At 70.4% G+C, this 25,635-nt stretch carries 22 protein-coding genes; 15 read left to right on the forward strand and 7 right to left on the reverse strand.

The genetic code is table 11. The features are described from left to right. Window positions 1-54: 54 nt before the first annotated feature. Both ACWED2_RS02020 and ACWED2_RS02025 read right to left on the reverse strand, forming a co-directional pair. A complete protein-coding gene (locus ACWED2_RS02020) occupies window positions 55-1,113 on the reverse strand; it encodes a tartrate dehydrogenase (RefSeq protein ID WP_449688548.1) in 1,059 nt (352 codons plus the stop codon). After that, entirely contained in the window at window positions 1,110-2,573 is a 1,464-nt protein-coding gene (locus ACWED2_RS02025) for an NAD-dependent succinate-semialdehyde dehydrogenase (RefSeq protein WP_449688549.1), read from the reverse strand. The genes ACWED2_RS02020 and ACWED2_RS02025 overlap by 4 nt, the downstream gene beginning before the upstream one ends. A 91-nt stretch (window positions 2,574-2,664) precedes the next feature. Here ACWED2_RS02025 and ACWED2_RS02030 point away from each other — a divergent pair, with 91 nt between their 5' ends. Further along, window positions 2,665-3,921, forward strand: a complete 1,257-nt coding sequence (locus ACWED2_RS02030; protein ID WP_449688550.1) for an aspartate aminotransferase family protein — start codon at window positions 2,665-2,667, stop codon at window positions 3,919-3,921. Between the two features lie 2 nt (window positions 3,922-3,923). Continuing rightward, window positions 3,924-4,421 carry a DUF3830 family protein gene (locus tag ACWED2_RS02035; protein ID WP_003079597.1) on the forward strand — a complete coding sequence of 166 codons (498 nt, stop codon included), beginning with the start codon at window positions 3,924-3,926 and terminating at the stop codon, window positions 4,419-4,421. 41 nt (window positions 4,422-4,462) lie between these two features. On the opposite strand, the gene ACWED2_RS02040 is transcribed toward ACWED2_RS02035, so the two are convergent. After that, window positions 4,463-5,284: an aldo/keto reductase gene (locus ACWED2_RS02040; protein ID WP_449688551.1), complete on the reverse strand. Its 822-nt coding sequence runs from the start codon at window positions 5,282-5,284 to the stop codon at window positions 4,463-4,465. 212 nt (window positions 5,285-5,496) lie between these two features. On the opposite strand from ACWED2_RS02040, the gene ACWED2_RS02045 reads away from it, so the two are divergent. The 7 genes from ACWED2_RS02045 to ACWED2_RS02075 all read left to right on the forward strand — a co-directional run bounded on the left by ACWED2_RS02045 (window position 5,497) and on the right by ACWED2_RS02075 (window position 11,902). Then, window positions 5,497-5,868 carry a hypothetical protein gene (locus tag ACWED2_RS02045; RefSeq protein WP_449688552.1) on the forward strand — a complete coding sequence of 124 codons (372 nt, stop codon included), beginning with the start codon at window positions 5,497-5,499 and terminating at the stop codon, window positions 5,866-5,868. Window positions 5,869-5,873: 5 nt separating this feature from the next. Next, on the forward strand, window positions 5,874-6,350 hold the full coding sequence (locus ACWED2_RS02050; RefSeq protein ID WP_449688553.1) for a roadblock/LC7 domain-containing protein: 477 nt from the start codon (window positions 5,874-5,876) through the stop codon (window positions 6,348-6,350). A gap of 107 nt (window positions 6,351-6,457) precedes the next feature. Next, window positions 6,458-7,843, forward strand: a complete 1,386-nt coding sequence (locus ACWED2_RS02055; protein WP_449688554.1) for an FAD-binding oxidoreductase — start codon at window positions 6,458-6,460, stop codon at window positions 7,841-7,843. Window positions 7,844-7,848: 5 nt separating this feature from the next. Beyond that, entirely contained in the window at window positions 7,849-9,402 is a 1,554-nt protein-coding gene (locus ACWED2_RS02060; protein WP_449688645.1) for an acetolactate synthase large subunit, read from the forward strand. Window positions 9,403-9,447: 45 nt separating this feature from the next. Continuing rightward, the gene (locus tag ACWED2_RS02065; RefSeq protein ID WP_449688555.1) at window positions 9,448-10,251 is read left to right on the forward strand and encodes an SAM-dependent methyltransferase; all 804 of its coding nucleotides are present in this window, start codon (window positions 9,448-9,450) and stop codon (window positions 10,249-10,251) included. Then, a complete protein-coding gene (locus ACWED2_RS02070; RefSeq protein ID WP_449688556.1) occupies window positions 10,251-11,054 on the forward strand; it encodes an SAM-dependent methyltransferase in 804 nt (267 codons plus the stop codon). The genes ACWED2_RS02065 and ACWED2_RS02070 overlap by 1 nt, the downstream gene beginning before the upstream one ends. Window positions 11,055-11,095: 41 nt before the next feature. Continuing rightward, window positions 11,096-11,902, forward strand: a complete 807-nt coding sequence (locus ACWED2_RS02075) for an SAM-dependent methyltransferase (RefSeq protein ID WP_449688557.1) — start codon at window positions 11,096-11,098, stop codon at window positions 11,900-11,902. 711 nt (window positions 11,903-12,613) lie between these two features. On the opposite strand, the gene ACWED2_RS02080 is transcribed toward ACWED2_RS02075, so the two are convergent. Beyond that, window positions 12,614-14,017, reverse strand: coding sequence for an MFS transporter (locus ACWED2_RS02080; RefSeq protein ID WP_449688558.1), 1,404 nt, complete (start codon window positions 14,015-14,017; stop codon window positions 12,614-12,616). 86 nt (window positions 14,018-14,103) lie between these two features. Further along, on the reverse strand, window positions 14,104-14,571 hold the full coding sequence (locus tag ACWED2_RS02085; RefSeq protein ID WP_449688559.1) for a DUF3761 domain-containing protein: 468 nt from the start codon (window positions 14,569-14,571) through the stop codon (window positions 14,104-14,106). 86 nt (window positions 14,572-14,657) lie between these two features. Here ACWED2_RS02085 and ACWED2_RS02090 point away from each other — a divergent pair, with 86 nt between their 5' ends. The 3 genes from ACWED2_RS02090 (at window position 14,658) to ACWED2_RS02100 (ending at window position 18,558) form a co-directional block, all read left to right on the forward strand. After that, a complete protein-coding gene (locus ACWED2_RS02090; RefSeq protein WP_449688560.1) occupies window positions 14,658-15,725 on the forward strand; it encodes a sensor histidine kinase in 1,068 nt (355 codons plus the stop codon). A gap of 7 nt (window positions 15,726-15,732) precedes the next feature. Continuing rightward, a complete protein-coding gene (locus tag ACWED2_RS02095; protein ID WP_449688561.1) occupies window positions 15,733-16,398 on the forward strand; it encodes a response regulator in 666 nt (221 codons plus the stop codon). A 114-nt stretch (window positions 16,399-16,512) separates the two neighbouring features. Continuing rightward, window positions 16,513-18,558 (forward strand): MMPL family transporter, encoded by a 2,046-nt coding sequence (locus tag ACWED2_RS02100; RefSeq protein WP_449688562.1) that lies wholly within the window; start codon window positions 16,513-16,515, stop codon window positions 18,556-18,558. A gap of 51 nt (window positions 18,559-18,609) precedes the next feature. On the opposite strand, the gene ACWED2_RS02105 is transcribed toward ACWED2_RS02100, so the two are convergent. Next, window positions 18,610-20,781: a 3-hydroxyacyl-CoA dehydrogenase NAD-binding domain-containing protein gene (locus tag ACWED2_RS02105; protein WP_449688563.1), complete on the reverse strand. Its 2,172-nt coding sequence runs from the start codon at window positions 20,779-20,781 to the stop codon at window positions 18,610-18,612. 9 nt (window positions 20,782-20,790) lie between these two features. Further along, window positions 20,791-22,002, reverse strand: a complete 1,212-nt coding sequence (locus ACWED2_RS02110; RefSeq protein ID WP_449688564.1) for an acetyl-CoA C-acetyltransferase — start codon at window positions 22,000-22,002, stop codon at window positions 20,791-20,793. A gap of 153 nt (window positions 22,003-22,155) precedes the next feature. Between ACWED2_RS02110 and ACWED2_RS02115 the strand changes: the two genes are divergently transcribed. The 3 genes from ACWED2_RS02115 (at window position 22,156) to ACWED2_RS02125 (ending at window position 25,632) form a co-directional block, all read left to right on the forward strand. Next, on the forward strand, window positions 22,156-23,337 hold the full coding sequence (locus tag ACWED2_RS02115) for a TetR/AcrR family transcriptional regulator (RefSeq protein WP_449688646.1): 1,182 nt from the start codon (window positions 22,156-22,158) through the stop codon (window positions 23,335-23,337). Between the two features lie 290 nt (window positions 23,338-23,627). Further along, window positions 23,628-23,822: a hypothetical protein gene (locus ACWED2_RS02120; RefSeq protein ID WP_449688565.1), complete on the forward strand. Its 195-nt coding sequence runs from the start codon at window positions 23,628-23,630 to the stop codon at window positions 23,820-23,822. Between the two features lie 31 nt (window positions 23,823-23,853). Next, window positions 23,854-25,632 (forward strand): HEXXH motif domain-containing protein, encoded by a 1,779-nt coding sequence (locus tag ACWED2_RS02125; protein WP_449688647.1) that lies wholly within the window; start codon window positions 23,854-23,856, stop codon window positions 25,630-25,632. The last annotated feature ends 3 nt before the right edge of the window (window positions 25,633-25,635 follow it).

The following is a 25,635-nucleotide window of genomic DNA, read 5'->3' on the forward strand; positions in this document are numbered from 1 at the left end:
TCCTCCCCTTCGGTGGGCTCGTGGTCCACCGTGCCGGAGGGCACCGACAAAAACTCAGCCCAGCGCTTCGGCCACCGCCGTGCCGAGCCGTTCTGTGGTATCCGTGCCGCCGAGGTCGGGCGTGCGCACCCGGCCCTCGTCGAGCACCCGGTCCACCGCGGCGCGGATCGCTTGCGCCGCAACGGTTTCACCCAGGTGCTCGACCAGCATCGCGGCCGCCAGGATCTGCGCCACCGGGTTGGCGATCCCTTGCCCCGCGATGTCCGGAGCGCTCCCGTGGACCGCCTCGAACATCGACGGATATTCACCCGATGGATTGATGTTTCCGGACGGCGCCATGCCGAGCCCGCCGGTGATCGCGGCCGCGAGATCGCTCAGGATGTCGCCGAAGAGGTTCGACGCCACCACGATGTCGAGCCGGTCCGGCGCCTGGACCATCCGCGCGGCCAGGGCATCCACGTGCATCTGTTCACTGCGCACGTCCGGGAACTCGGCCGCGACCTCGGCGAAGATCTCGTCCCAGAACGGCATCGAGTGGATCAGCCCGTTGGACTTCGTCGCCGAGCAGACCCGCGAAGACCGCGTCCGCGCCAGTTCGAAGGCGTACCGGATGATCCGCGTGACGCCGACGCGCGTGAAAACCGACTCCTGCAGCACGAACTCGTCCGGCCGGCCGGCGTTGTGCCGCCCGCCGATCGCGGAGTACTCCCCTTCGGAGTTCTCGCGGACGATGACCAGCTCCAGCTCCTCGGTCTTGCGCCCGGCCAGCACGGACGTCGTGCCCGGCAGCAGCCGCACCGGCCGCAGGTTGACGTACTGCTGGAACGCCCGCCGCAGCGGGATCAGCAGGCCCCACAACGAAACGTGGTCCGGGACGCCGGGGAAGCCGACCGCGCCGAGCAGGATCCCGTCGTACGCCGAAAGCTGCGCGACACCGTCCTCCGGCATCATCGCGCCGACCCGGGCGTACCGCTCGCAGCTCCAGTCGAACTCCGTCCACTCCAACGAGAAATCGAACAGCGCGGAGGCCCGGTCGAGGACCTTGCGGGCCTCGACCGTGACGTCCACACCGATCCCGTCGCCGGGGATGCTCGCGATGCGGTAGGCCGTCACAGGGCCACCGCGATGTACTTGGTCTCCAGGAACTCGTCGATACCGACCGAGCCGCCTTCGCGACCGAGCCCGGACTGCTTGATCCCGCCGAACGGCGCCGCCGGGTTCGACACGATCCCCTGGTTGAGCCCGATCATCCCGGCTTCCAGGGCCTCCGAGACCCGCAACGCCCGCTTGAGGTCGCTGGTGAAGACGTAGGAGACGAGCCCGAACTCGGTGTCGTTCGCCTTCGCCACCGCCTCTTCCTCGGTGTCGAACGGCGTGATCGGGGCGACCGGCCCGAAGATCTCCTCGTGCGTCAGCCGCGCTTCCTGCGGGACGTCGGTGAGCACGGTGGCCTGGTAGAAGTGGCCCGGCCCGTCGACGCCCGAACCGCCGGTGAGAACGCGCGCGCCGCGGTCGGTGGCGTCCTTGACCAGCTCGGTCACCTTCTCGACGGCCTTGTCATCGATCAGCGGGCCGACCACGACGTCCTTCTCGGTGCCGCGCCCCATCGGCAGCGCCTGCATCCGCTCGGTCAGCCGCCGCGCGAACTCGTCGGCGACCCCGCGCTGCACGTAGAACCGGTTCGCCGCGGTGCACGCCTCGCCGATGTTGCGCATCTTCGCCTGCATCGCGCCGTCGATGGCCGCGTCCATGTCCGCGTCGTCGAAGACCAGGAAGGGCGCGTTGCCGCCCAGCTCCATCGACGTCCGCAGGATCTTGTCGGCGCACTGCTCCAGCAGCTTGCGGCCGACCCCGGTGGAGCCGGTGAAGGAGAGCTTGCGGGCGCGGCCGTCGCGGATCAGCGGCTCCATCACGCCGCCGGAGTCGCTGGTCGTGACGACGTTGAGCACGCCTTCGGGCAGCCCCGCTTCGGCGAGGATGCCGGCCAGCGCGAGCATCGACAGCGGCGTCTGCGCGGCGGGCTTGATCACCGACGTGCAGCCCGCGGCGATCGCCGGGCCGATCTTGCGGGTGCCCATCGCCATCGGGAAGTTCCACGGCGTGATGAGCAGGGTCGGGCCGACCGGCTGCTTGGTGATCAGGAACCGGCCCACGCCGTTCGGGGCGGTCGCGTAGCCGCCGTCGATGCGGACGGCCTCCTCGGCGAACCAGCGGAAGAACTCGGCGGCGTAGGCGATCTCGCCCTTCGATTCGGCGAGCGGCTTGCCCATTTCCAGGGTCATCAGCAGCGCCAGTTCCTCCTGGCGCCGCATCAGCAGCTCGTAGGCGCGGCGCAGGATCTCGCCGCGTTCGCGGGGCGCCATCTTCGCGAAATCGGCCTGGGCCGCGACGGCCGCGTCGAGTGCCGCGACGCCGTCCGACGGCGAAGCGTCGGCGACGTGGCACAGCTCCTTGCCGGTGGCCGGGTCGACCACCGGGAACGTCTTCCCGTCCTGCGCGGCGACCCACTTGCCGCCGATGAACAGTTCCTTGCCGACCGCTTCGACGACGCCGGTCTCGGTGCTCGTGCTCATCCCGACCTGCTCCTCACGTGTTGTCCCGAGGGCCATGCTATGGATATTGTCAACAATCGACAACCCGCTCAGACCGACCGAGGAGCATGCTGTGGCCCAGCTCTCTCCGCTGCTCAAGCAGGCAACGCCCGTCGTGGTCGACCACGGTGAAGGGGTTTACCTCTACGACGTCGAGGGCAAACGCCACCTCGACTTCACCGCCGGGATCGGCGTCACGAGCACCGGGCACTGCCACCCCCACGTCGTCCGGGCCGCGCAGGAGCAGATCGGCAAGCTGGTGCACGGCCAGTACACGACGGTCATGCACAAGCCGCTCCTCGAACTGACCGAGCGCCTCGGCGAGGTCCTGCCGAGCGGGCTCGACTCGCTCTTCTACGCGAACTCGGGCAGCGAGGCCGTCGAAGCGGCGTTGCGGCTCTCGCGGCAGGCGACGAAACGCCCGAACGTCATCGTCATGCAGGGCGGCTTCCACGGCCGGACGGTCGCGGCGGCGTCGATGACGACGTCCGGGACGCGCTTCAGCGCCGGCATCGGCCCGCTGATGGCCGGCGTGCACGTCGCGCCGTTCCCCTACGCCTACCGCTACGGCTGGGACGAGCGGACCGCGACGAAGTTCGCGCTGCGCGAGCTGGACTACCTGTTCCAGACCGTCAGCGCCCCGAACGAGACCGCCGCCATCTTCGTCGAGCCGGTGCTCGGCGAGGGCGGGTACGTCCCGGCGAACACGGAATTCATGGCGGGCCTGCGCGAGCGCGCCGACCGGCACGGCATCCTCCTCGTCGTCGACGAGATCCAGACCGGTTTCGGCCGCACCGGGAAGTTCTGGGGGCACGACCACTTCGACGTCTCCCCCGACATCGTGCTCATCGCGAAGGGCCTGGCGAGCGGCTTCCCGCTGTCCGGCATCGCCGCTTCGCAGGAGCTCATGGCGAAGGCGTTCCCGGGCTCGCAGGGCGGGACGTACGGCGGCAACGCCGTTTCGTGCGCCGCGGCGATCGCGACGCTCGAGGTCATCCAGCAGGAGAACCTCGTGGAGAACGCCGCCGAGCGCGGCCGCCAGCTGCTCGAAGGCGCGCGGGTGATCGCGGACAAGACGCCGTCGATCGGCGAGGTGCGCGGGCTCGGGCTGCTGGTCGGCTCGGAGTTCACCACCGCCGACGGCGAGCCGGACGCCGCGACCGCGGCCGCCGCCCAGCAGACGGCGTCGAAGAACGGCCTGCTGCTGCTCACCTGCGGGCCGTACATGAACGTCGTCCGCATGGTGCCGCCGCTGGTCGTCACCGCCGAGCAGGTCGACGACGCGCTGCGCATCTGGGGCGACGTCGTCGCGTCCGTCACGGGGAGCTGAACATGGCCCGGTACATCACGATCACCCTCGACAAGCGCGGCGTCTCCTGCCGCGCCCGGCTGCTCGACGACGAGGCACCGCGGACCTGCAAGGCGGTCTGGGACGCGTTGCCGCAGAGCGGATCCGCCTACCACGCCAAGTACGCGCGCAACGAGGTCTACACGCTCGTGCCACCGTTCGCGGAACCCAAGCCGGGCCGGGAAAACCCGACGATCACGCCGATTCCCGGCGACGTCGTGTACTTCGGCTTCGAGGCCTGGGAAATCGGCAACCCGGCGTACGGCTACGACGAAGGCAGCGAGGCGCACAGCGACCAGGGCGCCACCGACCTGGCGATCTTCTACGGCCGCAACAACCTGCTGATCAACGGCGACGCGGGCTGGGTGCCCGGCAACGTGTTCGCCACGATCGAGGAGGGCCTGGCCGAGATGGCGGCGGCCGCGCAGGACCTGTGGCTGCGGGGTGTCGAGGGCGAGACGCTCTCGTTCGCGCGGGCCTGAATTCCCGGGCCGGCCGCGGTTTCCCGCGGCCGGCCCGGGGTTCAGCCGAGCGCGTTCAGCCGCTCGAAATCCTCGTCGGAGAGCGTCACTTCGGCGGCGGCGCAGTTTTCTTCCAGGTGCGCGATCGACGACGTCCCCGGGATCGGGATCACGACCGGCGAACGCCGCAGCAGCCAGGCGAGGGACACCTGCGCCGGTGTCGCGCCGACGTCGGCCGCGACCTTCGCCAGCACGCCACCCGCCGTGGCGTGGTCGCCGCGGGCGATCGGAAGCCACGGCACGAACGCGATTCCTTCGCGCTCGCAGTAGCCGAGCACGTCTTCGGACGCGCGATCGGTCAGGTTGTAGCGGTTCTGGACGCTCGCGATCGGGGCGATCGCGCGCGCCTCGGCCAGCTGCGCGACGGTCACTTCGGACAGTCCGATCCGGGCGGCCTTGCCTTCGTCGCGCAGCCGGGCGAGCGCGCCGATCTGGTCGGCGAGCGGCACCTGCGGGTCGAGCCGGTGCAGCTGCAGCAGGTCGAGGCGGTCGACGCGCAGCCGCCGCAACGAGAGTTCCGCCTGCTGCCGGAGGTATTCGGGCCGGCCGAGCGGCACCCACTCGCCGCGGCTCGGACGTGCGTGCCCGCACTTCGTCGCGACGAGCAGCCCCGGGTACGGGTGGAGCGCGTCGGCGAGCAGCTCCTCGTTCAGGCCCAGGTCGTAGGCGTCGGCGGTGTCGAAGAACGTGACACCGAGTTCGGCCGCGCGGCGCGCGACGGCATCGGCACCGCGCGGCACGTGGTCCCACTCGGTCAGTCGCATGGCGCCGAAACCCAGGCGGTGCACGGAGAGGCCGTCTTCGAAGGTGTACGTCGAGGTCATGCCGAAAAGGTTCGCCGTCGCCGCCCTCCCGGACCACAGATTTAGCCTGAGCTAAAACCTGCAATTTGCACTCTGCGTGATGTGTTAGCGCGAACAGAGCAGTCGGATTGCTCCATCCGGGGATATGCTGACGAGTCAGGCAATCCTAGGGTGATCGGACCTGACCACTGGGGTCGGCACGTCGAAGCGTCGGGACAAGGAGAAGACGGCCCATGAACATCGAAACGGCCTTGAAGGAAGCCCTTTCCATCACCGGTGCGGTGGGGGCCGCCCTGGTCGACTACGAAAGCGGGATGGCGCTCGGGACGCTGGGCGGCGGCGACTGGCTGGACCTGGACACCGCGGCCGCGGGCAACACCGAAGTCGTCCGCTCCAAGCTGCGGGTGATCTCCGCGCTGCGGCTCAACGACGAGATCGAGGACATCCTCATCACCCTGGGCCGCCAGTACCACCTGATCCGCCTGCTGAAGCCGGCCAAGCACGACTCGGCCCTGTTCCTGTACCTCGTCCTGGACCGCGAACGAGCCAACCTCGCACTGGCCCGGCACTACCTCAAGAACATCGAAACCGAGCTGGTCGTGTGATCGGGATGCCGGCCGAAGTACCCGGCGCTCCCCTGCCGCTGCCGATGCGCACACAAGGCGCGGCCCGCGCTTTCCCGGTCCGGCAAGGCATCCGGGAGGCGCACCCCGAAGCGAAGGCCACCGCCAAGGCCCTCGACGAGATCCGCGACAAGGTCGACCGGGCCAACATCACCGGGCTCCTGGTGGCCAGCCGGGACGGCCTGCTGCTGGCCAGCGACACCCAGGAGATCGAAGAAGACAGCGTGGCGGCCATGTCCGCCGCCGCCGTCGGGCTGGCCACGAAGTTCATCGGGCAGGCCGGCCTCGGCGAGGCCAAGGGCGCGATGTTCCAGGGCTCGCTCGGCCACGTCTGCGTCTTCCCCGTGCAGGGCCCCGTCCTGCTGGTCGTGTTCGCGCGGCCGGACACGACCATGGGCCTGTTCAACGTCGTCGCGAGGCAGGCGCTGACCCTGCTCCAAGAAGCCCTGAACACGACGAACTGACCTTCGAAGCCCCTCCGCGCAAAAACATGAAAATCCTTCATGGCGGCGTACCGCCGGTACGTACTACGCTGCGGTAACCACAGCGACGGCGCGGAGGAGAACTGCCGATGGGCGACGTGGCAACACGCCTGGCGGAGATCGTCGGAAAGAGGAACCTGCTCACGGGCGAGGCGATCTCGGAGGACTACGCGCACGACGAAGCATTGACGGCGGAGCCGCAGAAGCCCGCGTACGTCGCGAAGCCGGCAACGGCCGAAGAAGTCGCGGAGCTGCTGAAGGCGGCTTCGGAGCACAACGTCCCCGTGACCGCCCGCGGCTCCGGCAGCGGGCTGTCCGGGGCGGCCCGGCCGCAGGCGGACGGGCTGCTGATCTCCTTCGAGCGCATGAACGCCGTCCTCGAGGTCGACACCGGGAACCACGTCGCGGTCGTCCAGCCCGGTGTCACCCTCGCGGAACTGGACGCCAAGACCGCCGAAGCCGGCCTCGGCTACACCGTCTACCCGGGTGAGCTCAGCGCGAGCGTCGGCGGGAACGTCGGGACCAACGCCGGCGGGATGCGGGCGGTCAAGTACGGCGTCACCCGCAACAACGTGCTCGGCCTGCAGGCCGTGCTGCCCACCGGCGAGATCATCCGGACCGGCGGCAAGACGTCGAAGATCTCCACCGGTTACGACCTCACGCAGCTGATCATCGGCTCCGAGGGCACCCTGGCGCTGGCCACCGAGATCACCGTCAAGCTGCACCCGAGGCTGCCCCACGGCGCCACGGTGCTCGCCCCCTTCGGCGACTTCGGCCAGGTGATGGCCGCCGTGCCGGAGATCCTCTCCAGCGGGCTCGCGCCGCACATCCTCGAGTACATCGACAACCTGACGATGGCGGCCATCGTCTACAACGAGAAGCTCGAGCTGGGCGTCCCGGACAAGATCCGCGAGACCAGCGAGGCGTACCTCGTGGTGGCGCTGGAAAACCGCGAGACCGGACGCCTCGCCGAGGACGTCGAGACCGTCGGCGAGCTGCTCGGCGAGCTGGGCGCCACCGACGTCTACGTCCTCGAAGGCAACGCCGCCCGCAAGCTCATCGAAGCCCGCGAAAAGGCGTTCTGGACGGCGAAAGCGGCCGGCGCGGACGACGTGATCGACGTCGTCGTGCCGCGGACCGCGATGCCGCGGTTCATCGGCAAGGCCCGCGAACTGGCGATGGCCGCCGGCGGCGGCGCGCTGGGGTGCGGGCACGCCGGCGACGGCAACGTCCACCTCGGCATTTTCTGCAAGGACGACGCCAAGCGGAAGCAGTTGCTCACCGACATCTTCGCCTACGCCATGGAACTCGGCGGCGCGATCTCCGGCGAGCACGGCCTCGGCCGCACCAAGGCGCACTACCACTCCGAACTCGAAGACCCGGCGAAGATCGAGCTGATGCGCCGGATCAAGCAGAGCTTCGACCCCGCCGGGATCCTGAACCCCGGCGTTCTCTTCCCCGAAGGAACCGCATGAGTGACATGAACGGCGCCCAGTCCCTGATCCGCACGCTGGTCGACGCCGGCGTCGAGGTGTGCTTCGCCAACCCGGGCACGTCCGAGATGCATTTCGTCGCCGCGCTCGACACCGTCCCCGAGATGCGGGGGGTGCTCGCGCTGTTCGAAGGCGTCGTCACCGGGGCGGCCGACGGGTACGCGCGGATCGCGGACAAGCCCGCCGCGACGCTGCTGCACCTCGGCCCCGGCCTCGGCAACGGCCTGGCGAACCTGCACAACGCGCGGCGCGCGCACACGCCGATCGTCAACGTCGTCGGCGACCACGCGACCTACCACAAGCAGTACGACGCGCCCCTGGAGTCGGACATCGAGGCCGTCGCGGGCTCGCTGGAAGGCTGGGTGCGCCGCTCGGAGCACACCAAGGACGTCGGAGCGGACGCCGCAGCCGCGGTCGCCGCCGCGCAGGACGCGCCCGGCCGCGTCGCCACGCTGATCCTGCCCGCGGACGCTTCGTGGGGCGAGGGCGGCGAGACCTGCGCGCCGGTCCCGCCGCGCGTGCCGCAGGCCGTGGACGCCACGACCGTCAAGGACATCGCCGCGGTGTTCGGCACCGGGGAACCGGTCGCGCTGCTCATCGGCGGTAGCGCGTGCCGTGCAGAAGGCCTGCGTGCGGCGAGCCGGATCGGCGCCGCGACCGGCGCGAAGGTGTTCGTCGAGACGTTCCCGGCGCGGCTGGAGCGCGGCGCCGGGCTGCCGTCGATCGAGCGGCTCGGCTACCTCGCCGAGCAGGTCGCCTACCAGCTCGACGGGATCAAGCACGTCGTCGTCGCGGGGACGAAGGCGCCGGTGTCGTTCTTCGCGTACCCGGGCAAGGCGAGCGATCTGGTGCCCGAAGGCGCCCAGGTGCACACGCTCGCGTCGGTCGGGCAGGACGTCACGCGCGCGCTGAACGAGGTCGCCGGCCTGGTCGCCGCGGACACCGAGCCGGTGCCGGCCCCCGAGTCGCGGCCGTCGCTGCCGAGCGGGCCGCTGACCCCGCAGAACTGGGTCGAGGTGGTCGGGGCGCTGTTGCCGGACAACGCGATCATCGCCGACGAGGCCAACACGTCCGGCCTGATGCTGCCGATGGCGACGGCCGGCGCGCCGCGCCACGACGTCCTGACGCTGACCGGCGGCGCGATCGGCTACGGCATGCCGGTGGCGACCGGGGCGGCCGTCGCGGCGCCGGACCGGCCGGTGCTGAACCTGCAGTCCGACGGCAGCGCGCTGTACACGATTTCGGCGCTGTGGACGCAGGCGCGGGAGAACCTGAACGTCACGACGGTGCTGCTCAACAACCGCGCGTACGCGATCCTGCGGCTGGAGCTGCAGCGCGTCGGCGCGGCCTCGGGCGGCCCGAAGGCGAACGACCTGCTCGACCTTTCCCGGCCGGACATGGACTTCGTGAAGATCGCGGAAGGCATGGGCGTCCCGGCGTCGCGCGCGACCACCGCGGAGGAGCTGGCCGAACAGCTCCAGCAGGCCTTCGCCGAGCCCGGCCCGCACCTCATCGACGCCGTGGTGCCGCCCCTGCTGTAGAAACGGACTATCCTCCCGTCACACCCCTGAGCCCGGGAGCGGCGGATGAGCGAAGACGAACACGCAAAGCGGGGCATCGACCTCGACCGGCCGAACGCGGCGCGCGTGTACGACTACATGATCGGCGGCAAGCTGAACTACGCCGTCGACCGGATGTTCGCCGACCAGATCCTGAACGTACTGCCGAACGCGCAGCACATGGCGCTGACCAACCGGGCGTGGCTGCGCCGTGCCGTGCGGTTCGCGGCCGAGCAGGGCGTCCGCCAGTTCCTGGACATCGGGTCGGGGATGCCGACCGTCGGGCACGTGCACGAGGTCGCCCAGGCGATCGACCCGGACTCCCGGGTGGTCTACGTCGACAACGAGCCGATCGCCGTCGCGCACAGCGAGATCGTGCTGGAGGGCAACGACAACGCGGCCATGGTCCAGGCCGACGCCGAATACCCGGACGAGGTGCTGGAGCACCCGACGACCGAGGAGCTGCTGGACTTCAGCGAGCCGGTGATGGTGATCATGGCGGCGTTCGTGCACTTCATCCCGGACTCGCGGGACCCCGCCGGGCTGATCGGCACCTACCGCGACGTCCTCGCGCCGGGCAGCTACCTCGCGCTGTCGTCGGGCACCTGGGAAGGCCAGGGCGAGGAGTCCCAGCGCTCGGTCGCGCTGTACGAGAAGAGCGGCACGCCCCTGACGCTGCGGTCGCCCGACGAGCTGCGGGCGCTGGTCAAGGGCTTCGAAATCCTGCCGCCGGGGATCGTGTTCACGCCGGAATGGCGGCCGGACGGGCCGCTCGAAGACCCGCCGGAGCAGTCGGGCGGCCTCGCGCTGGTGGCCCGCAAGGAGCGCTGATGATCGGCGAGCACGCGCCGCGCGGGATCGACGTCGACAAGCCGAACGCGGCGCGCGTGTACGACTACCTGATCGGCGGCAAGCTCAACTACGCGATCGACCGGGAGTTCGCCGAGCGGATCCTCCAGGTGCGGCCGGAGTCCAGGGAGCTGGCCCTGATCAACCGGCGGTGGCTGCGTCGCGCCGTGCGCTTCGGCGCCGAGCAGGGGATCCGCCAGTTCCTGGACATCGGTTCGGGGATGCCGACGGTCGGGCACGTGCACGAGGTCGCCCAGGCGATCGACCCGGCGTCCCGGGTGGTCTACGTCGACAACGAACCGATCGCCGTCGCGCACAGCGAGATCGTCCTGCACGGCAACGACAACGCGGCCATGGTGCAGGCCGACGCGGAAATCCCGGCCGGCGTCCTCGAGCACCCGACGACCGAGCGGCTGCTGGACTTCACCCGGCCGGTGATGCTGATCATGGCGGCGTTCATCCACTTCGTCCCGGACTCGCACAACCCGGCCGGGCTGATCGCCGCCTACCGCGACGCGCTCGCGCCCGGCAGCTACCTGGCGCTGTCCTCGGGCACGCTCGAAGGGCAGGGCGAGGACGTCCGCCGCGCGGCCGAGCTGTACCAGAAGAGCGTCACGGACGTCGTCGGCCGGTCGAGGGACGAGCTGCGCGCGCTGGTGGACGGCTTCGAGATCCTGCCGCCGGGGATCGTGTTCACGCCGGAGTGGCGCCCGGACGACCCCTCCGAGGTCGGCGAGCACCCGGAGCAGGCCAGCCAGCTGGCCCTGGTGGCACGCAAGAACTGAGCGGCTATTCTCGCGGCAGACCTGACTCCGGGGAGCGGCGGATGAGCGAAGACGAGTACGCGCGGCGGGGCATCGACCTCGAGAAGCCCAACGCCGCGCGCGTGTACGACTACATCCTCGGCGGGCAGCTCAACTACGCCGTCGACCGGATGTTCGCCGAGCAGGTGCTGGCCGCGCAGCCGAACGCGCGCGAGCGGGCGCGGCTCAACCGGCAGTGGCTGCGCCGGGCCATCCGGTTCGGGATGGACCAGGGCATCCGGCAGTTCCTCGACATCGGCTCCGGGATGCCGACCGTCGGGCACGTGCACGAGGTGGCCCAGGCCGTCGACAGCCGCGCTAGGGTCGTCTACGTCGACAACGAGCCGGTCGCCGTGGCGCACAGCGAGATCGTCCTGGAGGACAACGACAACGCGGCCATGGTGCACGCCGACGCCGAGTTCCCCGACGACGTCCTCGAGCACGACATCACCGAGATGATGCTGGACCTGGACCAGCCGGTGATGGTGGTGATGGCGCTGTTCGTGCACTTCATCCCGGACGAGCGCAACCCGGCCGGGCTGATCGCCGCCTACCGCGACGCGCTCGCGCCCGGCAGCTACCTCGCGCTGTCGTCCGCCACCTACGAGCAGCAGAGCGAAGGCACGGCCCGCGCGGTCGCGATGTACCAGAAGAGCGCGAACCCGGTGACACCGCGCTCGGCCGACGAGCTCCGCGCCCTGGTCGACGGCTTCGAAATCGTCGACCCGGGCATCGTGTTCATCCCCGAGTGGCGGCCGGACGACCCCGCGGAAATGCCGCCCAACCCCGCGGACTGCGGCGGCCTCGCCCTGGTGGCGCGCAAGAACTAGACGAGTAATGCGTAACTCGGTTGGTGGCCGGGTGATGCCCCCTCAAATGACGGAGCTGGGTGGTCATCCCGTCGCCTGAGGCCGTGAAATCACTTTGAGCCGGGCCCGCAACCAACGGCGCGACGGGACCAGACGACGCGGGCTTGCGGGCCCGGCTCAAAGTGATAGGCCTCGATCAGGCGACGGGATGACCACCCCGCGGCCCACCTCCAGAAGGTGAGGTGGCAGCGGTAGTTGTGGCCATCCCAGAGTCTGCCTGTCCGGCGAGGACATGCTTTTTCTTCTAAGCCGCGGCAGACCCGCTTCTGCTGGGGCAGAGGCGTCTGCCGCGGCAGGGTGAACCCGCGGCAGAGCGGGTCCGACCTCCCCCGCCCCTCCGGTGGGATTTTCAGTCGCCGCCCGGGTTCGTCAAGGCGGGAAAACGTGCCTTGACCAACCCGACCGCCGACTGAAGAGAAGGCTGGGATGAGGGGCGGGGGAGGTCTGGTGACGTCGTGGTCGGCTTGCGCTCCCGGCCTGCGGTTCGCGTGCTGGCCCGGACGGCTTGCGCCGTTGGTCGGCTTGCGTTGCCGGCCGCCGGTCCGCAACGACGAAGCACCCCCGGAGAGGTGCGGGTCTGCCAATCACCCGAGCGGGAACAGCCGAGCAACCGCAGCCATCGCGCTTCGGAGGTGAACAGGATGTTCGCCGACCGAGTTACGCATCACTCGTCTAGCCCGCAACCAGCTCCGGCGCGGTCCGCTTCCGCGGGACCAGCGCCGCGAGCAGCGCGCCGGCCAGCGCGGCGAACGCGGCCACCGCGAACGTCGCCCGGAAGCCGAACAGCGACGGCACCGGCAGCCCGCCGACGGTGATCGTCAGCTGGGCCAGCATCGCCGCCATCACCGCGCTGGAAACGGCCGTGCCGACCGAGCGCATCAGGGAGTTCAGGCCGTTCGCCGACGCCGTTTCGGTGACCGGCACCGAACCCATGATCAGCGCGGGCATCGCCGCGTACGCGATGCCGACGCCGGCCCCGATGATCACCGACGCCGTGACGAGCTCGAGGGCGTTGTCCATCAGCACGATCGCGAACGCGTACCCGGCGGCGATCACCAGCGAGCCGCTCATCAGCGTCGGGCGCGGCCCGAACCGGGCGATGAGCCGCGCCGAGACCGGCGAGAGCAGCATCATCACCAGGCCGTTCGGGGCCAGGGTGAGGCCGGACTCGACCATCGTCTGGCCCAGCCCGTAGCCGGTCGACGCCGGCGCCTGCAGCAGCTGCGGGAACGACAGCGCCATGGCGTACAGGGCGAAGCCGACCATGATCGACGCGAGGTTGGTGAACAGCACCGGCCGGCGCGCGGACACCCGCAGGTCGACCAGCGGGTCACGGCGGCGCAGCTGATAGGCGCCCCAGGCGAGCAGGACGACGACGGCGGCCGCGGCCAGCCCGAGCGTCGGCGCGCTGGTCCAGCCCCACGTGCCGCCCTTGACCACCGGCAGCAGCAGGCACAGCAACCCGGCGGCCAAGCCGAACGCGCCGAAGTAGTCGAACGGCGCGGGCGTGCGCAGCGGCGACTCGGGCACCACGGCGATGATCAGCAGCGCGCAGGCCAGCCCGAGCCCGGCGGCGGCCCAGAAGAGCACGTGCCAGTCGGCGTTCTCGGCGATGACGGCCGCGACCGGCAGCCCGATCGCGCCGCCCACCCCGAGCGTCGCGCTCATCAGCGAGATCGCGCCGCCGACGCGTTCGGGCGGCAGCTCGTCGCGCATGATGCTGATGCCGAGCGGGATCACGCCCATCGCGCAGCCCTGCAGCCCGCGGCCGAGGATCTGGAACGCGAGCGCGTCGGTCGTCGCGGACACGACCGACCCGGCGATCAGCAGCCCGAGGCTGACGAGGAGCATCCGCCGTTTGCCGTAGAGGTCGCCGAGCCGCCCGCTGACCGGCGTGATGACGGACGCGGCGAGCAGCGTCACGGTGACCACCCAGGACGCGTCGGCCGCCGGGACGTGCAGCAGCCGCGGGAAGACCGGGATCAGCGGCACGACCAGCGTCTGCATGAACGACGCCACGAGCCCGCAGGAGGCGAGCACCACGACGATCGGCCGGCCGGAACGGGACACCACCACACCCCCAGTGTGTGCTTAGTACGCATCATGCAACTTCATGCACTGTACCCACGGGGTGACGGATTTCCGTACTGGTGGCGGATTGGTCACAGCCAGGTGCGGACGCCTCCGTGGCCGGAGCAGGTGCCCGAGCGGTGCTGGCTGTAGCTGTAGGTGCCGTCCTTGCAGAGGGCCGTCGCCCCGGCCGGGTTGTCACTGGGCCGGTGCACGCAGTTGCCGTCCGAGTTCCGGTAGTAGTCGGCACCGCACTCGGCCGGCTTCGGCGCGGCCTGCGCGGTGGTCCGCGGCGCCGGGGGCTTCGGGGCCGTGGTCTTCGGCGCGGCCGCCTTCGGTGCGATCGTCGTCGGGACGGTCGCGGGAGTCACGGCGGCCGCCGGCGCTTCCGAGGCCGAGGTCGTCGTCTCGGTCGGCACCGGGTACGTGGGGGTCGGGTAGGCCGAGGTGGTGGGCGCGAGAACGCCGAGCTTCCCGGTGTCCTTGGGCGGCACGGAACCCACCCCGCAGCCCGCGACCAGCAGACCCGTAACCAGTACCGAAGCGAATTTCATCCGCATGCCGACTCCCTTGGCACCACGAAGCAATGCCGCAGGAGTCGATCGGACGCGCCCGGTTGTTACGCCGGTCCTCCTAAACTCTCCGTATGTCCTGGCTACGGCGATACGCGGCCGAGCTCGCGGTCGTCGTCGCGGTGCTCGTCGGTTCCCTCTTCGCCTTGCTCAACGACGGTGCCAAGCCCGCGCACCACGCCGCGCTCGGCTGGGTGCTCACCGGCCTCGCCTGCGCCGCCCTCTTCGGCCGGCGCCGCCACCCGCTGGGCGTCGCCGCGTTCACGCTCGTCTGCTGCGCCCTCTACTACCCGCTCACCGACCCCGACGGCCTGGTCCTGCTCGCCTTCGCCTATGCGCTCTACAACGCCGCCGCGGCCGGGCGGATCCGCGGGGCGGCGCTGCTCGTCGTCGCCGCGATGGCCGGGGTCACCGCCGGCGAACTCGGCTCGCGGACCGGGCGGCACGTCGACAACTTCGCGTTCTTCCTGATGACCGGCTGGTTCGTCGCCCTGGTCGCCGGCGGGGCCGTCGCGCACTACCGCGCCGAGGCCGAGCGCACCAAGGAGGCCGAGGCCCGGGCGCGCGCGACCGACGAGCGCCTGCGCATCGCCCGTGAGCTGCACGACGTCCTCGGCCACCACCTCGCGCTGATCAACGTCCAGGCCGGCGCCGCCCTGCACCGGCGTGAACCCGGGCAGGCCGAGGAGGCGCTCGGGGCGATCAAGGACGCCAGCAAGACCGCACTCCAGGAGTTGCGCGCGACCCTCGGGATGCTCCGGCAGACCGGCGGGCCGCGTCTCCAGCGGATCGCGGAGCTGGCCGAATCCGTCGGCGCCTCCGGGCTGACCGTGCGCACCGAGATCGACGGCGTCGCGCGGGACCTCCCTCCGGAGGTCGAACACGCCGCGTTCCGGGTGGTCCAGGAGGCGCTGACGAACGTCGCCAAGCACGCCGGGGCGAAGACCGTCGTCGTCCGGCTCGGCTATGGCGCCGACGAGCTTTCCGTGCAGGTCGACGACGACGGCCGCGGCGGCACGGCCCCGGCGGGCAACGGCATCCGCGGGATGGCCGAGCGCGCGCGGGTGCTCGGCGGCGAACTGACCGCGGCGCCGCGCGAAGGCGGCGGTTACCGCGTGCGGGCCCGGCTGCCGGTGCGATGATGGGCCGATGATCCGGGTCCTGCTCGTCGACGACCAGCGGCTCGTCCGCGCCGGCTTCCGGTCCATTTTGGACGGCGAGGATGACATCACCGTCGTGGCCGAAGCCGCGGACGGGCGCGAGGCGCTGCAGGCCGCGCACGACCACCACCCCGACGTCGTGCTGATGGACATCCGGATGCCGGTGCTCGACGGCCTCGCCGCCACCCGGCACCTCCTCGAAGACCCGGGCGTGCAGGCCAAGGTCGTCATCCTCACGACGTTCGACCTCGACGAGGACGTCTACGGCGCGCTGCGGGCGGGCGCGAGCGGGTTCCTGGTCAAGGACACCGAGCCCGAGGAGCTGATCCACGCCGTGCGCGTGGCCGCCCGCGGCGACGCGCTGCTGGCGCCGTCGATCACCCGGCGGCTGATCGCGGAGTTCGCCGCGCGCGGCACCCGGCCGGCGCCGTCCCCGGCGCTGGAGCGGCTCACCGACCGCGAACGCGAAGTGCTGTCCCTGGTCGCGGCCGGGCTGTCGAACGACGAGATCGCCCGCGAGCTCACGCTCAGCCCGGCGACGGCGAAGACGCACGTCAGCCGCATCATGACCAAGACCGGGACGCGGGACCGGGCGCAGCTCGTCGTCCTCGCCTACGAGTCCGGCGCGGTGACGCCGAGGTGGCTGGCGCCCTGACCCGTACTCCCCCGGGTGTACGGGACGAGCCTTAGGGGACACCGCCGGTAGCACGCGAAGTGTCGTCCACGGCGCGACGCGCGGTAGGGCCCTCCTCGCGAATCCTTGTCCACCATGGACACCATCAATCGTACCTCCGGCGGCGGCCTGGCGCGGCTGGCCGGCTGGGCGCAGCGCCACCGGTGGCTCGCCGTCGCGCTCTGGGCGCTGGTCCTCATCGGCGTCACGTTCACCTCGCAGCTGGCCGGCAGCGCGTTCCACGACGACAACTCCTTGCCCGGCACCGAATCCCAGCAGGTCGTGGATCTGCTGGAGTCCTCCGCGCAATCGGGCGCGAGCGCGCAGATCGTGCTGAAGGCCGACGGCGGCCTCGCCGCGAACCGGGCGCCGATCGACGCCATGCTCGACGACGTGCGGTCCCTGCCGCACGTGCGGTCGGTGACCGAGACGACGCTCTCGCGCGACGGGCGGATCGGCTACGCCACCGTCACCTTCGACGCGGCCTCGACCGACCTCCCCTACGACGACATCGTGAAGTTCGCCGACACCGCGAAGCGGGCCGGGCCGGTCGAGGTCGCGCTCGCCGGGGACCCGATCGAGCGGATCTCCGAAAGCGGCGGCCCGGCGGAAGGCGTCGGCCTGCTCGCCGCGCTGGTCATCCTCGTGTTCCTGTTCCGCTCGCTGCTCGCGGCCGGGCTGCCGGTGCTCACCGCGGTGTTCGCCGTCGGCAGCACGCTGGGCGTGATCACGCTCGTCTCGCACTTCGTCGACATCGCGAGCTACACCGCGCCGCTGATGATGCTGGTCGGGTTCGGCGTCGGCGTAGATTACGCGTTGCTGATCTTTTCCCGCTACCGCACCGAAATCCTCGCCGGCCACGACCGCGACACGGCCGCCCGCCGGGCGCTCGACACGGCCGGCCGCTCGGTGCTGTTCGCCGGGACGACGGTGATCATCGCGCTGCTCGGCCTGCTCGCGCTCGGCCTCGGCGGGCTGCGCGGGGTCGCGCTGTCCGTCGCGCTCACCGTCCTGATGACGATGGTCGCGTCCGTCACGCTGCTGCCCGCGCTGCTCTCGCTGTTCGGCCGGCGGCTCGAACGCGGCATCCGACGGCAGGCTCTCCGCCGCGAACCCGGCAAGGCGTGGCGACGGCTCGCCGACGGCGTCCAGCGTCGTCCACTGGCCCCGCTGGCGATCGGCCTGATCGTCCTCATCGGACTGTCGGTTCCGGCCGCGGGGATGCGGCTCGGGTTCGCCGACGCGAGCACCGACCCGGCGGGCTCCACCACGCGGCAGGCCTACGACCTGCTGGCCGAGGGCTTCGGCCCGGGCTTCACCGGCCCGCTGGCGATCGTCACCGAGGACGGCGACACCGTGGCACTGCAGCGGAAACTCGCGTCGACGCCGGGCATCGCCCAGGTCCTGCCGCCGATGGGCCGGACCGTCTTGGCCTTCCCGACGACGTCACCGCAGGACGCGGCGACCGCCGAGCTGGTGACACGGCTGCGCGCCGACGTCCTGCCGACGCTGCCGGGTCACTACCTGGTCGGCGGCTCGGTGGCGGCCGCGACGGACTTCGCGGGCGCCGTCGCGGACCGGCTGCCGCTGTTCGTGCTGGTCGTGGTCGGGTTGTCGGCGTTGCTGCTGATGGTGGTGTTCCGGTCGGTGCTGATCCCGCTCAAGGCGGCGCTGCTGAACCTGCTGAGCATCGGCGCCTCCCTCGGCGTGATGACGCTGGTGTTCGGCGACGGCTGGTTCGGCGCCCAGCCGGGCCCGATCGAGGCGTTCGTGCCGGTGATGATCTTCGCGATCGTCTTCGGGCTGTCGATGGACTACGAGGTGTTCCTGGTGTCCCGCATGCACGAGGAGTGGCGCCGAACGGGCGACGCGCGGCTGGCGGTGCGCGAAGGCCTGGCCTCGACGGGCGCGGTGATCACCGCCGCGGGCGCGATCATGGTGCTGGTGTTCGGCGCGTTCCTGCTGGACCCGTCCCGGATGCTGGCCCAGTTCGGGCTCGGCTTGGCGGTCGCGGTGCTGCTGGACGCGCTGGTGATCCGCTGCCTGGTCGTCCCGGCGATCATGCGGCTGCTGGGTGCCCGGGCCTGGTGGCTGCCGCGGTGGCTGGACCGGCGGCTGCCGCACTTCGCGCTGGAGCCGTGACACGCCGAGGGCCGCCACCGGGATCCGGTGGCGGCCCTCGAACGTCAGCCCTTATTCGTAGATCTCGCCCTTGGCGGCCTTCTCCACCAGCGACGCCGGCGGCTCGAAGTGGTCGCCGTACCGGGCCGCGAGTTCGCGGGACCGGTCGACGAATCCCTGCAGGCCACCCTCGTACTGGTTGATGTACTGGATGACGCCACCGGTCCACGCCGGGAAGCCGATGCCGAAGATCGAGCCGATGTTGGCGTCGGCCACCGACGTCAGCACGCCTTCGTCGAAGCACTTCACCGTTTCGAGCGCCTCGGCGAAGAGCATCCGCTCCTTGAGGTCCTCGAACGGCACCTCCGCCGAGCCGGACTTGAACGCGTCGCGCAGGCCCGGCCACAGCCCGGTGCGCTTGCCCTCGTCGTCGTACTCGTAGAAGCCCGCGCCCGTCGAACGGCCCTTGCGGTCGAACTCCTCGACCATCCGGTCGATCACGGCCTCGGACGCGTGCGCCTTCCAGGTGCCGCCCGCAGCTTCGATCGCCTCGCGCGTCTCCTTGCGGATCTTGCGCGGCAGGGTCAGCGTCAGCTCGTCCATCAGCTGCAGCGGCGGCGCCGGGTAGCCCGCCTGCGAACCGGCCTGCTCGATCGAAGCCGGCGCGACACCTTCGCCCAGCGCGGCGACGGCCTCGTTCAGGAACGTGCCGATCACGCGCGAGGTGAAGAAACCGCGGCTGTCGTTGACGACGATCGGGGTCTTCTTGATCTGCAGCGTGTAATCGAAGACCTTGGCCAGCGTCGCCGGCGACGTCTTCTCCCCGCAGATGATCTCGACCAGCGGCATCTTGTCCACCGGCGAGAAGAAGTGGATCCCGATGAAGTCCTCGGTCCGCTGCACGCCCTCGGCGAGGGTGGTGATCGGCAGCGTCGAGGTGTTCGAGCCCAGCACCGCGTCGGCGTTGACGACGCTCTCGATCTCGCCGAACACCTTGTGCTTCAGCTCGACGCTCTCGAACACGGCCTCGATCACGAAGTCGACGCCCGCGAAGTCGGCCGGGTCGGCGGTCGGCTTGATCCTGGCCAGCAGCGCGTCCGACTTCTCCTGCGTGGTCTTGCCGCGCGAGAGCGCCTTCTGCTCGAGCTTCTCCGCGTAGCCCTTGCCCTTCTCGGCCGCCTCCAGCGAGACGTCCTTGAGGACGACGTCGATACCGGCCTTCGCCGAGACGTACGCGATCGCGGCGCCCATCATGCCCGCGCCGATGACACCGACCTTCTTGGCCGTGTACTTCTCGAAGCCGTCCGGCCGCGAGCCGCCCGAGTTGATGGTCTGCAGGTCGAAGAAGAACGCCTTCGTCATGTTCTTCGAGACCTGGCCGGTGGCGAGGTGGATGAAGTAGCGCGTCTCGATCTGGATGGCGGTGTCGAAGTCGACCTGCGCACCCTCGATCGCGACGGCCAGGATCGCCCGCGGGGCCGGCATGTTCGCGCCCTTGATCTGCTTGCGCAGGTTCGCCGGGAACGCCGGCAGGTTGGCCGCGAAGCTCGGGTTCGACGGGGTGCCGCCGGGGATCTTGTAGCCCTTGACGTCCCACGGCTGCACGCCGCCCTCGGGGTTCGCCTTGATCCACGCCTTCGCGGCGGGGACGAGCTCCTCGACCGAGCCGACGAGCTCGTGCACCAGGCCGAGCTCGAGTGCCTTGGCCGGGCGGTGCCGCTGGCCCTGCAGCAGCACGTTCAGCAGCGCGCTCTGGATGCCGAGCAGGCGGACGGTGCGCACGACGCCACCACCGCCGGGCAGCAGGCCCAGCGTCACCTCGGGCAGGCCGATCTGGCTGCCCTTGACGTCGGCGGCGATGCGGTGGTGCGTCGCCAGCGCGATCTCGAGGCCACCGCCGAGCGCGGCGCCGTTGATCGCCGCGACGACCGGCTTGCCGAGCTGCTCGATGCGGCGCATCTGCCCCTTCATCAGGGTGCTGCCCTCGGTCAGCTCGACCGCGTGCTCGGGCTTGGCCTGGATGAGGTCGTTCAGGTCACCGCCGGCGAAGAACGTCTTCTTCGCGGACGTGATGACGACACCGGTGATGGAGTCCTTCTCGGCCTCCAGGCGGTCGACCGTGACACCCAGCGACTCGCGGAAGTCGGCGTTCATCGTGTTCGCCGACTGGTTCGGGTCGTCCAGGGTCAGGGTGACGATGCCGTCTTCGTCCTGCTCCCAGCGGATGGTCTTGCTTTCAGGCATTTGGAGTCCTCACACCCGCTCGATGATGGTCGCGACGCCCATGCCGCCGCCGATGCACAGGGTCACCAGAGCACGGCGCGCCTGGCGGCGTTCCAGCTCGTCGACCATGGTGCCGACCAGCATCGCGCCGGTGGCGCCGAGCGGGTGGCCCATGGCGATCGCGCCGCCGTTGACGTTGACCTTCTCCTCGTCGAGGTGCAGGTCCCTGATCCACTTGAGCACGACGGAGGCGAACGCCTCGTTGAGCTCCCACAGGTCGATGTCCTCGGGCTTGAGGCCCGCGGTCTTCAGCACCTTTTCGGTGGCCGGGGTCGGCCCGGTGAGCATGATGGTCGGCTCGGAGCCGACCGACGCGGTGGCCACGATCCGGGCGCGCGGGGTCAGCCCGAAGGTCTTGCCGACCTGCTCGGAGCCGATGAGGACCAGCGCGGCGCCGTCGACGATGCCGGAGGAGTTGCCGCCGGTGTGGACGTGGTCGATGCGCTCGACCGAGTGGTACTTCTGCAGCGCGACGGCGTCGAAGCCGCCCAGCTCGCCGATGCCGGCGAAGGCCGGCTTGAGCTTGCCGAGGCCCTCGATGGTGGAACCGGGGCGGCGGTGCTCGTCGTGGTCCAGGACGGTGACGCCGTTGATGTCCTTGACCGGGACGACCGACTTGGCGAAGTAGCCGCCGGACCAGGCGGCCTCGGCGCGGTCCTGCGAGCGGACGGCCCAGCGGTCGACGTCCTCGCGGGAGAAGCCCTCGATGGTCGCGATCAGGTCGGCGCTGGTGCCCTGCGGGACGATGTAGTTGTCGTAGACGGTGGTGGGGTCCATGAACAGCGCGCCGCCGTCGGAGCCCATCGGCACCCGCGACATCGACTCGACGCCGCCGCCGATGACGAGGCTGTCCCAGCCGGAGCGCACCTTCTGCGCGGCGGTGTTGGTGGCCTCGAGACCGGAGGCGCAGAAGCGGTTGAGCTGCACGCCGGCGACGGTCTCGGGCAGGCCGGCGTTCAGCGCGGCGGTGCGCGCGATGACGGCGCCCTGCTCCCCGACCGGCGACACGACGCCGAGCACGATGTCGTCGATGGCGGCGGGGTCGAGGTTCGGGTGGCGGACCTTGAGTTCGTTGATCAGGCCGACCACCAGGTCGACCGGCTTGGTGCCGTGCAGGGCACCGCCCTTGTTCTTGCCGCGAGGCGTGCGGATCGCCTCGTAGATGTAGGCCTCGCTACTCACTGAACAACTCCTCGCGAGCGTGTGGGACGTCGTTGTGCCTAGCCGTGTCACAGCCGATGATACCGACCAGTAGGGCTAATGCCCATTAACATATCTCCGGATAACCCCATGGTGTCAATGGGTTGCCCCTGTGCCGTGAGCCGCTATCGTGCAATCACCATGACCGAACGCAGCCTTCGCCCTCGCGACCGCAAGGCCCAGCTGGCCGCGGTGGCGGCGGAGCTGTTCCGCGTCCGCGGCTTCCCGGGGGTGTCGATCAAGGACATAGCGGACGCGGCGGGCGTGACGGGTCCGGCGCTGTACCGCCACTTCGCGGACAAGCAGGCAATCCTGGCGTACGTGGTCCTGAGCGGCTTCGAGGACATGGAGGCGGCGACAGAGGAGGCGCTGTCGGACTCGGTTCCCCAGCCTGACCAGCTCCGGCTCCTCCTGGGCCGGCTCGCGACCCAGGCGGTCGAGCGGCGCGAGATCGCGGCGCTGTGGCGCTGGGAGGGCCGTCATCTGCCCAAGGAGGACCAGCGCGAGATCGCCCGCCGGTGGACGTTGGCGCTGGCGGCGTGGTCCAAGGCCCTGCAGACCCGCCGCCCGGAGCTGCCGGCGGAGGACGCCGAGCTCCTGTGCTGGGCGGCGCTGTCGGTGTTCGGGAGTGTTTCGGTCCACCACACGTCGGTGGCCCGACGCCGCTTCGCTCAGTTACTGGTCGACCTGGCGCTCGGTGTGCTCAACACCACACTGCCTCCACCTTCACCGGCCCCCGAGGCCCCGGCTTTGCGGCTCGGCACCCCATCCCGCCGCGAGCAGCTCCTGGCGGAGGCGACGGCCCTGTTCGCCCAGCGAGGCTTCCACGACGTGAGCATGGAGGACATCGGAGCGGCGGCGGGCATCGCCGGCCCGAGCGTCTACCGCCACTTCCCGAGCAAGGCGGCCCTGATGGTGGCGATCGGCCACCGGGCCGCCGATCGTCTGGCCCTGGCGGCCGAGCTGGCTTTGCGGACCTCGGACGAGCGCTCGGCCCTGCGCCGCCTGGCGGCGTCGTATGTGCACACGATCTTGCACACGCCGGAGCTGCTGGTGTCGTTCTCGGCGGACCGGGTGACGATGCCGGACCGGGACAAAGCCGACCTTCTGCGCATTCAACGCAACTACGTAACCCAGTGGGTCACACTGCTGTCAGCAGTGCGGCCTGAGTTGCCGGCGAGGGAAGCGAAGATCACGGCCCACGCGGCGCTGACCATCGCGAACGACCTGGCTCGAACGCGCCGGGTGGCATCGCGCCCGAACTTCGAAGCCGAGCTCTCGGCGTTGCTCCATACGGTCCTTAGGGTTGCGAGCTAGCCACCGGCAGGCAGTCATTGTCGGGACAGATTGACAATCAAGCGATCGGAATTGCACCGAGCAGTCACACCAAGCGCTACCGCCACCTAACACAGCGTGCCTAAATCGACGACACCGGCGGATTCGATCAGATGTTTGATCACTTCTTCCGCATCGACATGCAGTTGTACTGCATAAATGCTTAACCGGGGTCACCCGTATGGAGTAGCACGACGACGTGCTAAATTGTGTTCGGCTGGCCAGCCGTTTCTAAGTTGTCGTTTCTATGCTATGGAAGAGGAACAATCGGCATGCGATCGCCGGATGGCAATGGACAACCGGGGATCAAATCCGAACTCCTCGATCTGAGCGCGATCTCGCTGTCCCAACTGCGAAAACTCGATCCCGTCGCCCTGCACCGGTCGATCCGCCACGCCGTTGACCGCACCGCACACATCCCGGTGACCGCGAGCAGCAGTGGCGGCAACGCCAAACGCGTCGACTGACCATTGTTCGAAAGGTTTCTCCGTGCGCACGATGGACCACGCTCCGGCCGAGCCGGATGTGCATTCGATCGCTTGGGACACCTTCGACCGCTTGGCCGTCGGTAGCGGCGGGATCGCCGCCGTGGACGCCCTGCGTGCCTCCGATCGGAGCCGACGCCTGCTCCTGCTGTGCGGCCTGGTGGAACGGGCGGAGACCGACGCGCGGCTGACGGAGGCGCTGGCCGGCTCCGAAACGGCCTGGGACCTGCTGGTCAGAGCCCAGCAGGTCGCCCCCAGCTCGCTGGAGCAAGTCCTCGCGCACCCGTACACCGGAAGCTGGGCGGGGTACACCACCCGGCTGGTCGAACAGGGTCTGAGCGGGGAATGCCCGCTCTGGGTGCACTTCGGCTACCTGCACACGATCGCGGCTTCGGCGGCGATCCGCGCGGGCCTGGACTTCACGATCCGCGTGCCGGTCTGGGACGGCACCGTCGTGCTGCCGACGCTCGGAGCGGCTCGGCTTGCCGAAGAACCCGGCTTCACCACCGCCGAGGTACGGGGGGAAGGGGCAACGTTCACGATCCGCGGCGAACGTTCGCGTGTCGCACCCGGGCAGCCGGGCTGGAGCCCGCTGCGGACGTTCCGGTTCGAGGTTCGCGACCGGGTCCTCGAGCTGCGGCTCGACGACCTGGACCCGCACCGCGGTCTCTACCACCCGATCCCGCCGAACCGGCTGGCGGAAACCGATGCGGCGAGCTGGCGGGATCTGCTCGGCGAGGCCTGGGGTCTGATCGTCGAACATTTGCCCGAGTACGCCGAGGTCCTGCCCGTGGGCCTGACATCGATCGTGCCGGAGCCGGCCGTCCCGTTCCGGCTCCCCAGCGCATCGACGGGCGAGGCCTTCGGCAGCGCGGTCATTGCGGCCACCGACGAGCCGGCGGCGCTGGCCGCGGCACTCGTACACGAGTTCCAGCACGTCCGGCTGGGCGCCCTTCTGCAGCTTGCCCGGCTGCACGACGACGACCGCACCGAACGGCTTTACGCGCCGTGGCGGGAGGACCCCCGGCCCCTTGGCGGGCTGGTCCACGGGATCTACGCGTTCTTCGGGGTCTCAGCCTTCTGGCGAGCGCTTTACCGGGCCCGGCCGGACGATCTGCTGGCCGCGTTCGAATTCGCCCACTGGCGCGCCCAGAGCTGGCGCACGCTCGAAGCGATTCGCGATGACTCGGCTCTGACCGACGAGGGGCGGCGTTTTCTCGGCGAGCTGGCCGCCGTGCTCGGCCCCTGGCAGGACGAGCCGACTGCGGACGAAGCGGCGCAGTGGGCGGAGGCCCTGGCGGTGGACCACCACGCCGGCTGGCGGCTCCGCCACCTCCGTCCCGCACCTGAAGCGGTTGCCGGGCTCACGCGGGCTTGGCAGGGCGGACTTCCCTGTCCGCCGCCGGCCCAGGGAGGCCTGCTCGACACCGTTTCGGACGGCGATTGGCCGAATGCCCGTGCTGACCTGGTCCGGATCCGGCTGGGCGAAAACGGCGAAACCCGGCTGCAGCAGTTGTGGTCGCTGGTCCCGGAAGTTCTGACCGCCGATCACCTTCTGGTCTGCGGCCGGATCAGCGAAGCCAAGACCGCCTACGCCGCCGAACTCGCGGCCGATCCGGACCACGCTTCGGCCTTGATCGGCCTCGGTCTGTCGCTCCCGGGAGGACCGGCCAGGCGGGCCTTGCTCACCGTGCCCGAACTGGTCCGCGCGGTCCACCGGGAGCTGCGCGACACCGGCATGGCCCCGACGGTCGAAGAACTGGCCGCATGGACGGGCGAAGGACTGGCCTGACTC

This window comes from Amycolatopsis sp. NPDC005003, from assembly GCF_053600695.1.

What these genes read in the sequence shown, in the direction of transcription:
- ACWED2_RS02025 (WP_449688549.1), bottom strand. Translation starts at nt 2,573, where the DNA reads ATGAGCACGAGCACCGAGACCGGCGTCGTCGAAGCGGTCGGCAAGGAA.
- ACWED2_RS02035 (WP_003079597.1), top strand. Translation starts at nt 3,924, where the DNA reads ATGGCCCGGTACATCACGATCACCCTCGACAAGCGCGGCGTCTCCTGC.
- ACWED2_RS02040 (WP_449688551.1), bottom strand. Translation starts at nt 5,284, where the DNA reads ATGACCTCGACGTACACCTTCGAAGACGGCCTCTCCGTGCACCGCCTG.
- ACWED2_RS02045 (WP_449688552.1), top strand. Translation starts at nt 5,497, where the DNA reads ATGAACATCGAAACGGCCTTGAAGGAAGCCCTTTCCATCACCGGTGCG.
- ACWED2_RS02050 (WP_449688553.1), top strand. Translation starts at nt 5,874, where the DNA reads ATGCCGGCCGAAGTACCCGGCGCTCCCCTGCCGCTGCCGATGCGCACA.
- ACWED2_RS02055 (WP_449688554.1), top strand. Translation starts at nt 6,458, where the DNA reads ATGGGCGACGTGGCAACACGCCTGGCGGAGATCGTCGGAAAGAGGAAC.
- ACWED2_RS02060 (WP_449688645.1), top strand. Translation starts at nt 7,849, where the DNA reads ATGAACGGCGCCCAGTCCCTGATCCGCACGCTGGTCGACGCCGGCGTC.
- ACWED2_RS02065 (WP_449688555.1), top strand. Translation starts at nt 9,448, where the DNA reads ATGAGCGAAGACGAACACGCAAAGCGGGGCATCGACCTCGACCGGCCG.
- ACWED2_RS02070 (WP_449688556.1), top strand. Translation starts at nt 10,251, where the DNA reads ATGATCGGCGAGCACGCGCCGCGCGGGATCGACGTCGACAAGCCGAAC.
- ACWED2_RS02075 (WP_449688557.1), top strand. Translation starts at nt 11,096, where the DNA reads ATGAGCGAAGACGAGTACGCGCGGCGGGGCATCGACCTCGAGAAGCCC.
- ACWED2_RS02085 (WP_449688559.1), bottom strand. Translation starts at nt 14,571, where the DNA reads ATGCGGATGAAATTCGCTTCGGTACTGGTTACGGGTCTGCTGGTCGCG.
- ACWED2_RS02090 (WP_449688560.1), top strand. Translation starts at nt 14,658, where the DNA reads ATGTCCTGGCTACGGCGATACGCGGCCGAGCTCGCGGTCGTCGTCGCG.
- ACWED2_RS02095 (WP_449688561.1), top strand. Translation starts at nt 15,733, where the DNA reads ATGATCCGGGTCCTGCTCGTCGACGACCAGCGGCTCGTCCGCGCCGGC.
- ACWED2_RS02100 (WP_449688562.1), top strand. Translation starts at nt 16,513, where the DNA reads ATGGACACCATCAATCGTACCTCCGGCGGCGGCCTGGCGCGGCTGGCC.
- ACWED2_RS02105 (WP_449688563.1), bottom strand. Translation starts at nt 20,781, where the DNA reads ATGCCTGAAAGCAAGACCATCCGCTGGGAGCAGGACGAAGACGGCATC.
- ACWED2_RS02120 (WP_449688565.1), top strand. Translation starts at nt 23,628, where the DNA reads ATGCGATCGCCGGATGGCAATGGACAACCGGGGATCAAATCCGAACTC.
- ACWED2_RS02125 (WP_449688647.1), top strand. Translation starts at nt 23,854, where the DNA reads ATGGACCACGCTCCGGCCGAGCCGGATGTGCATTCGATCGCTTGGGAC.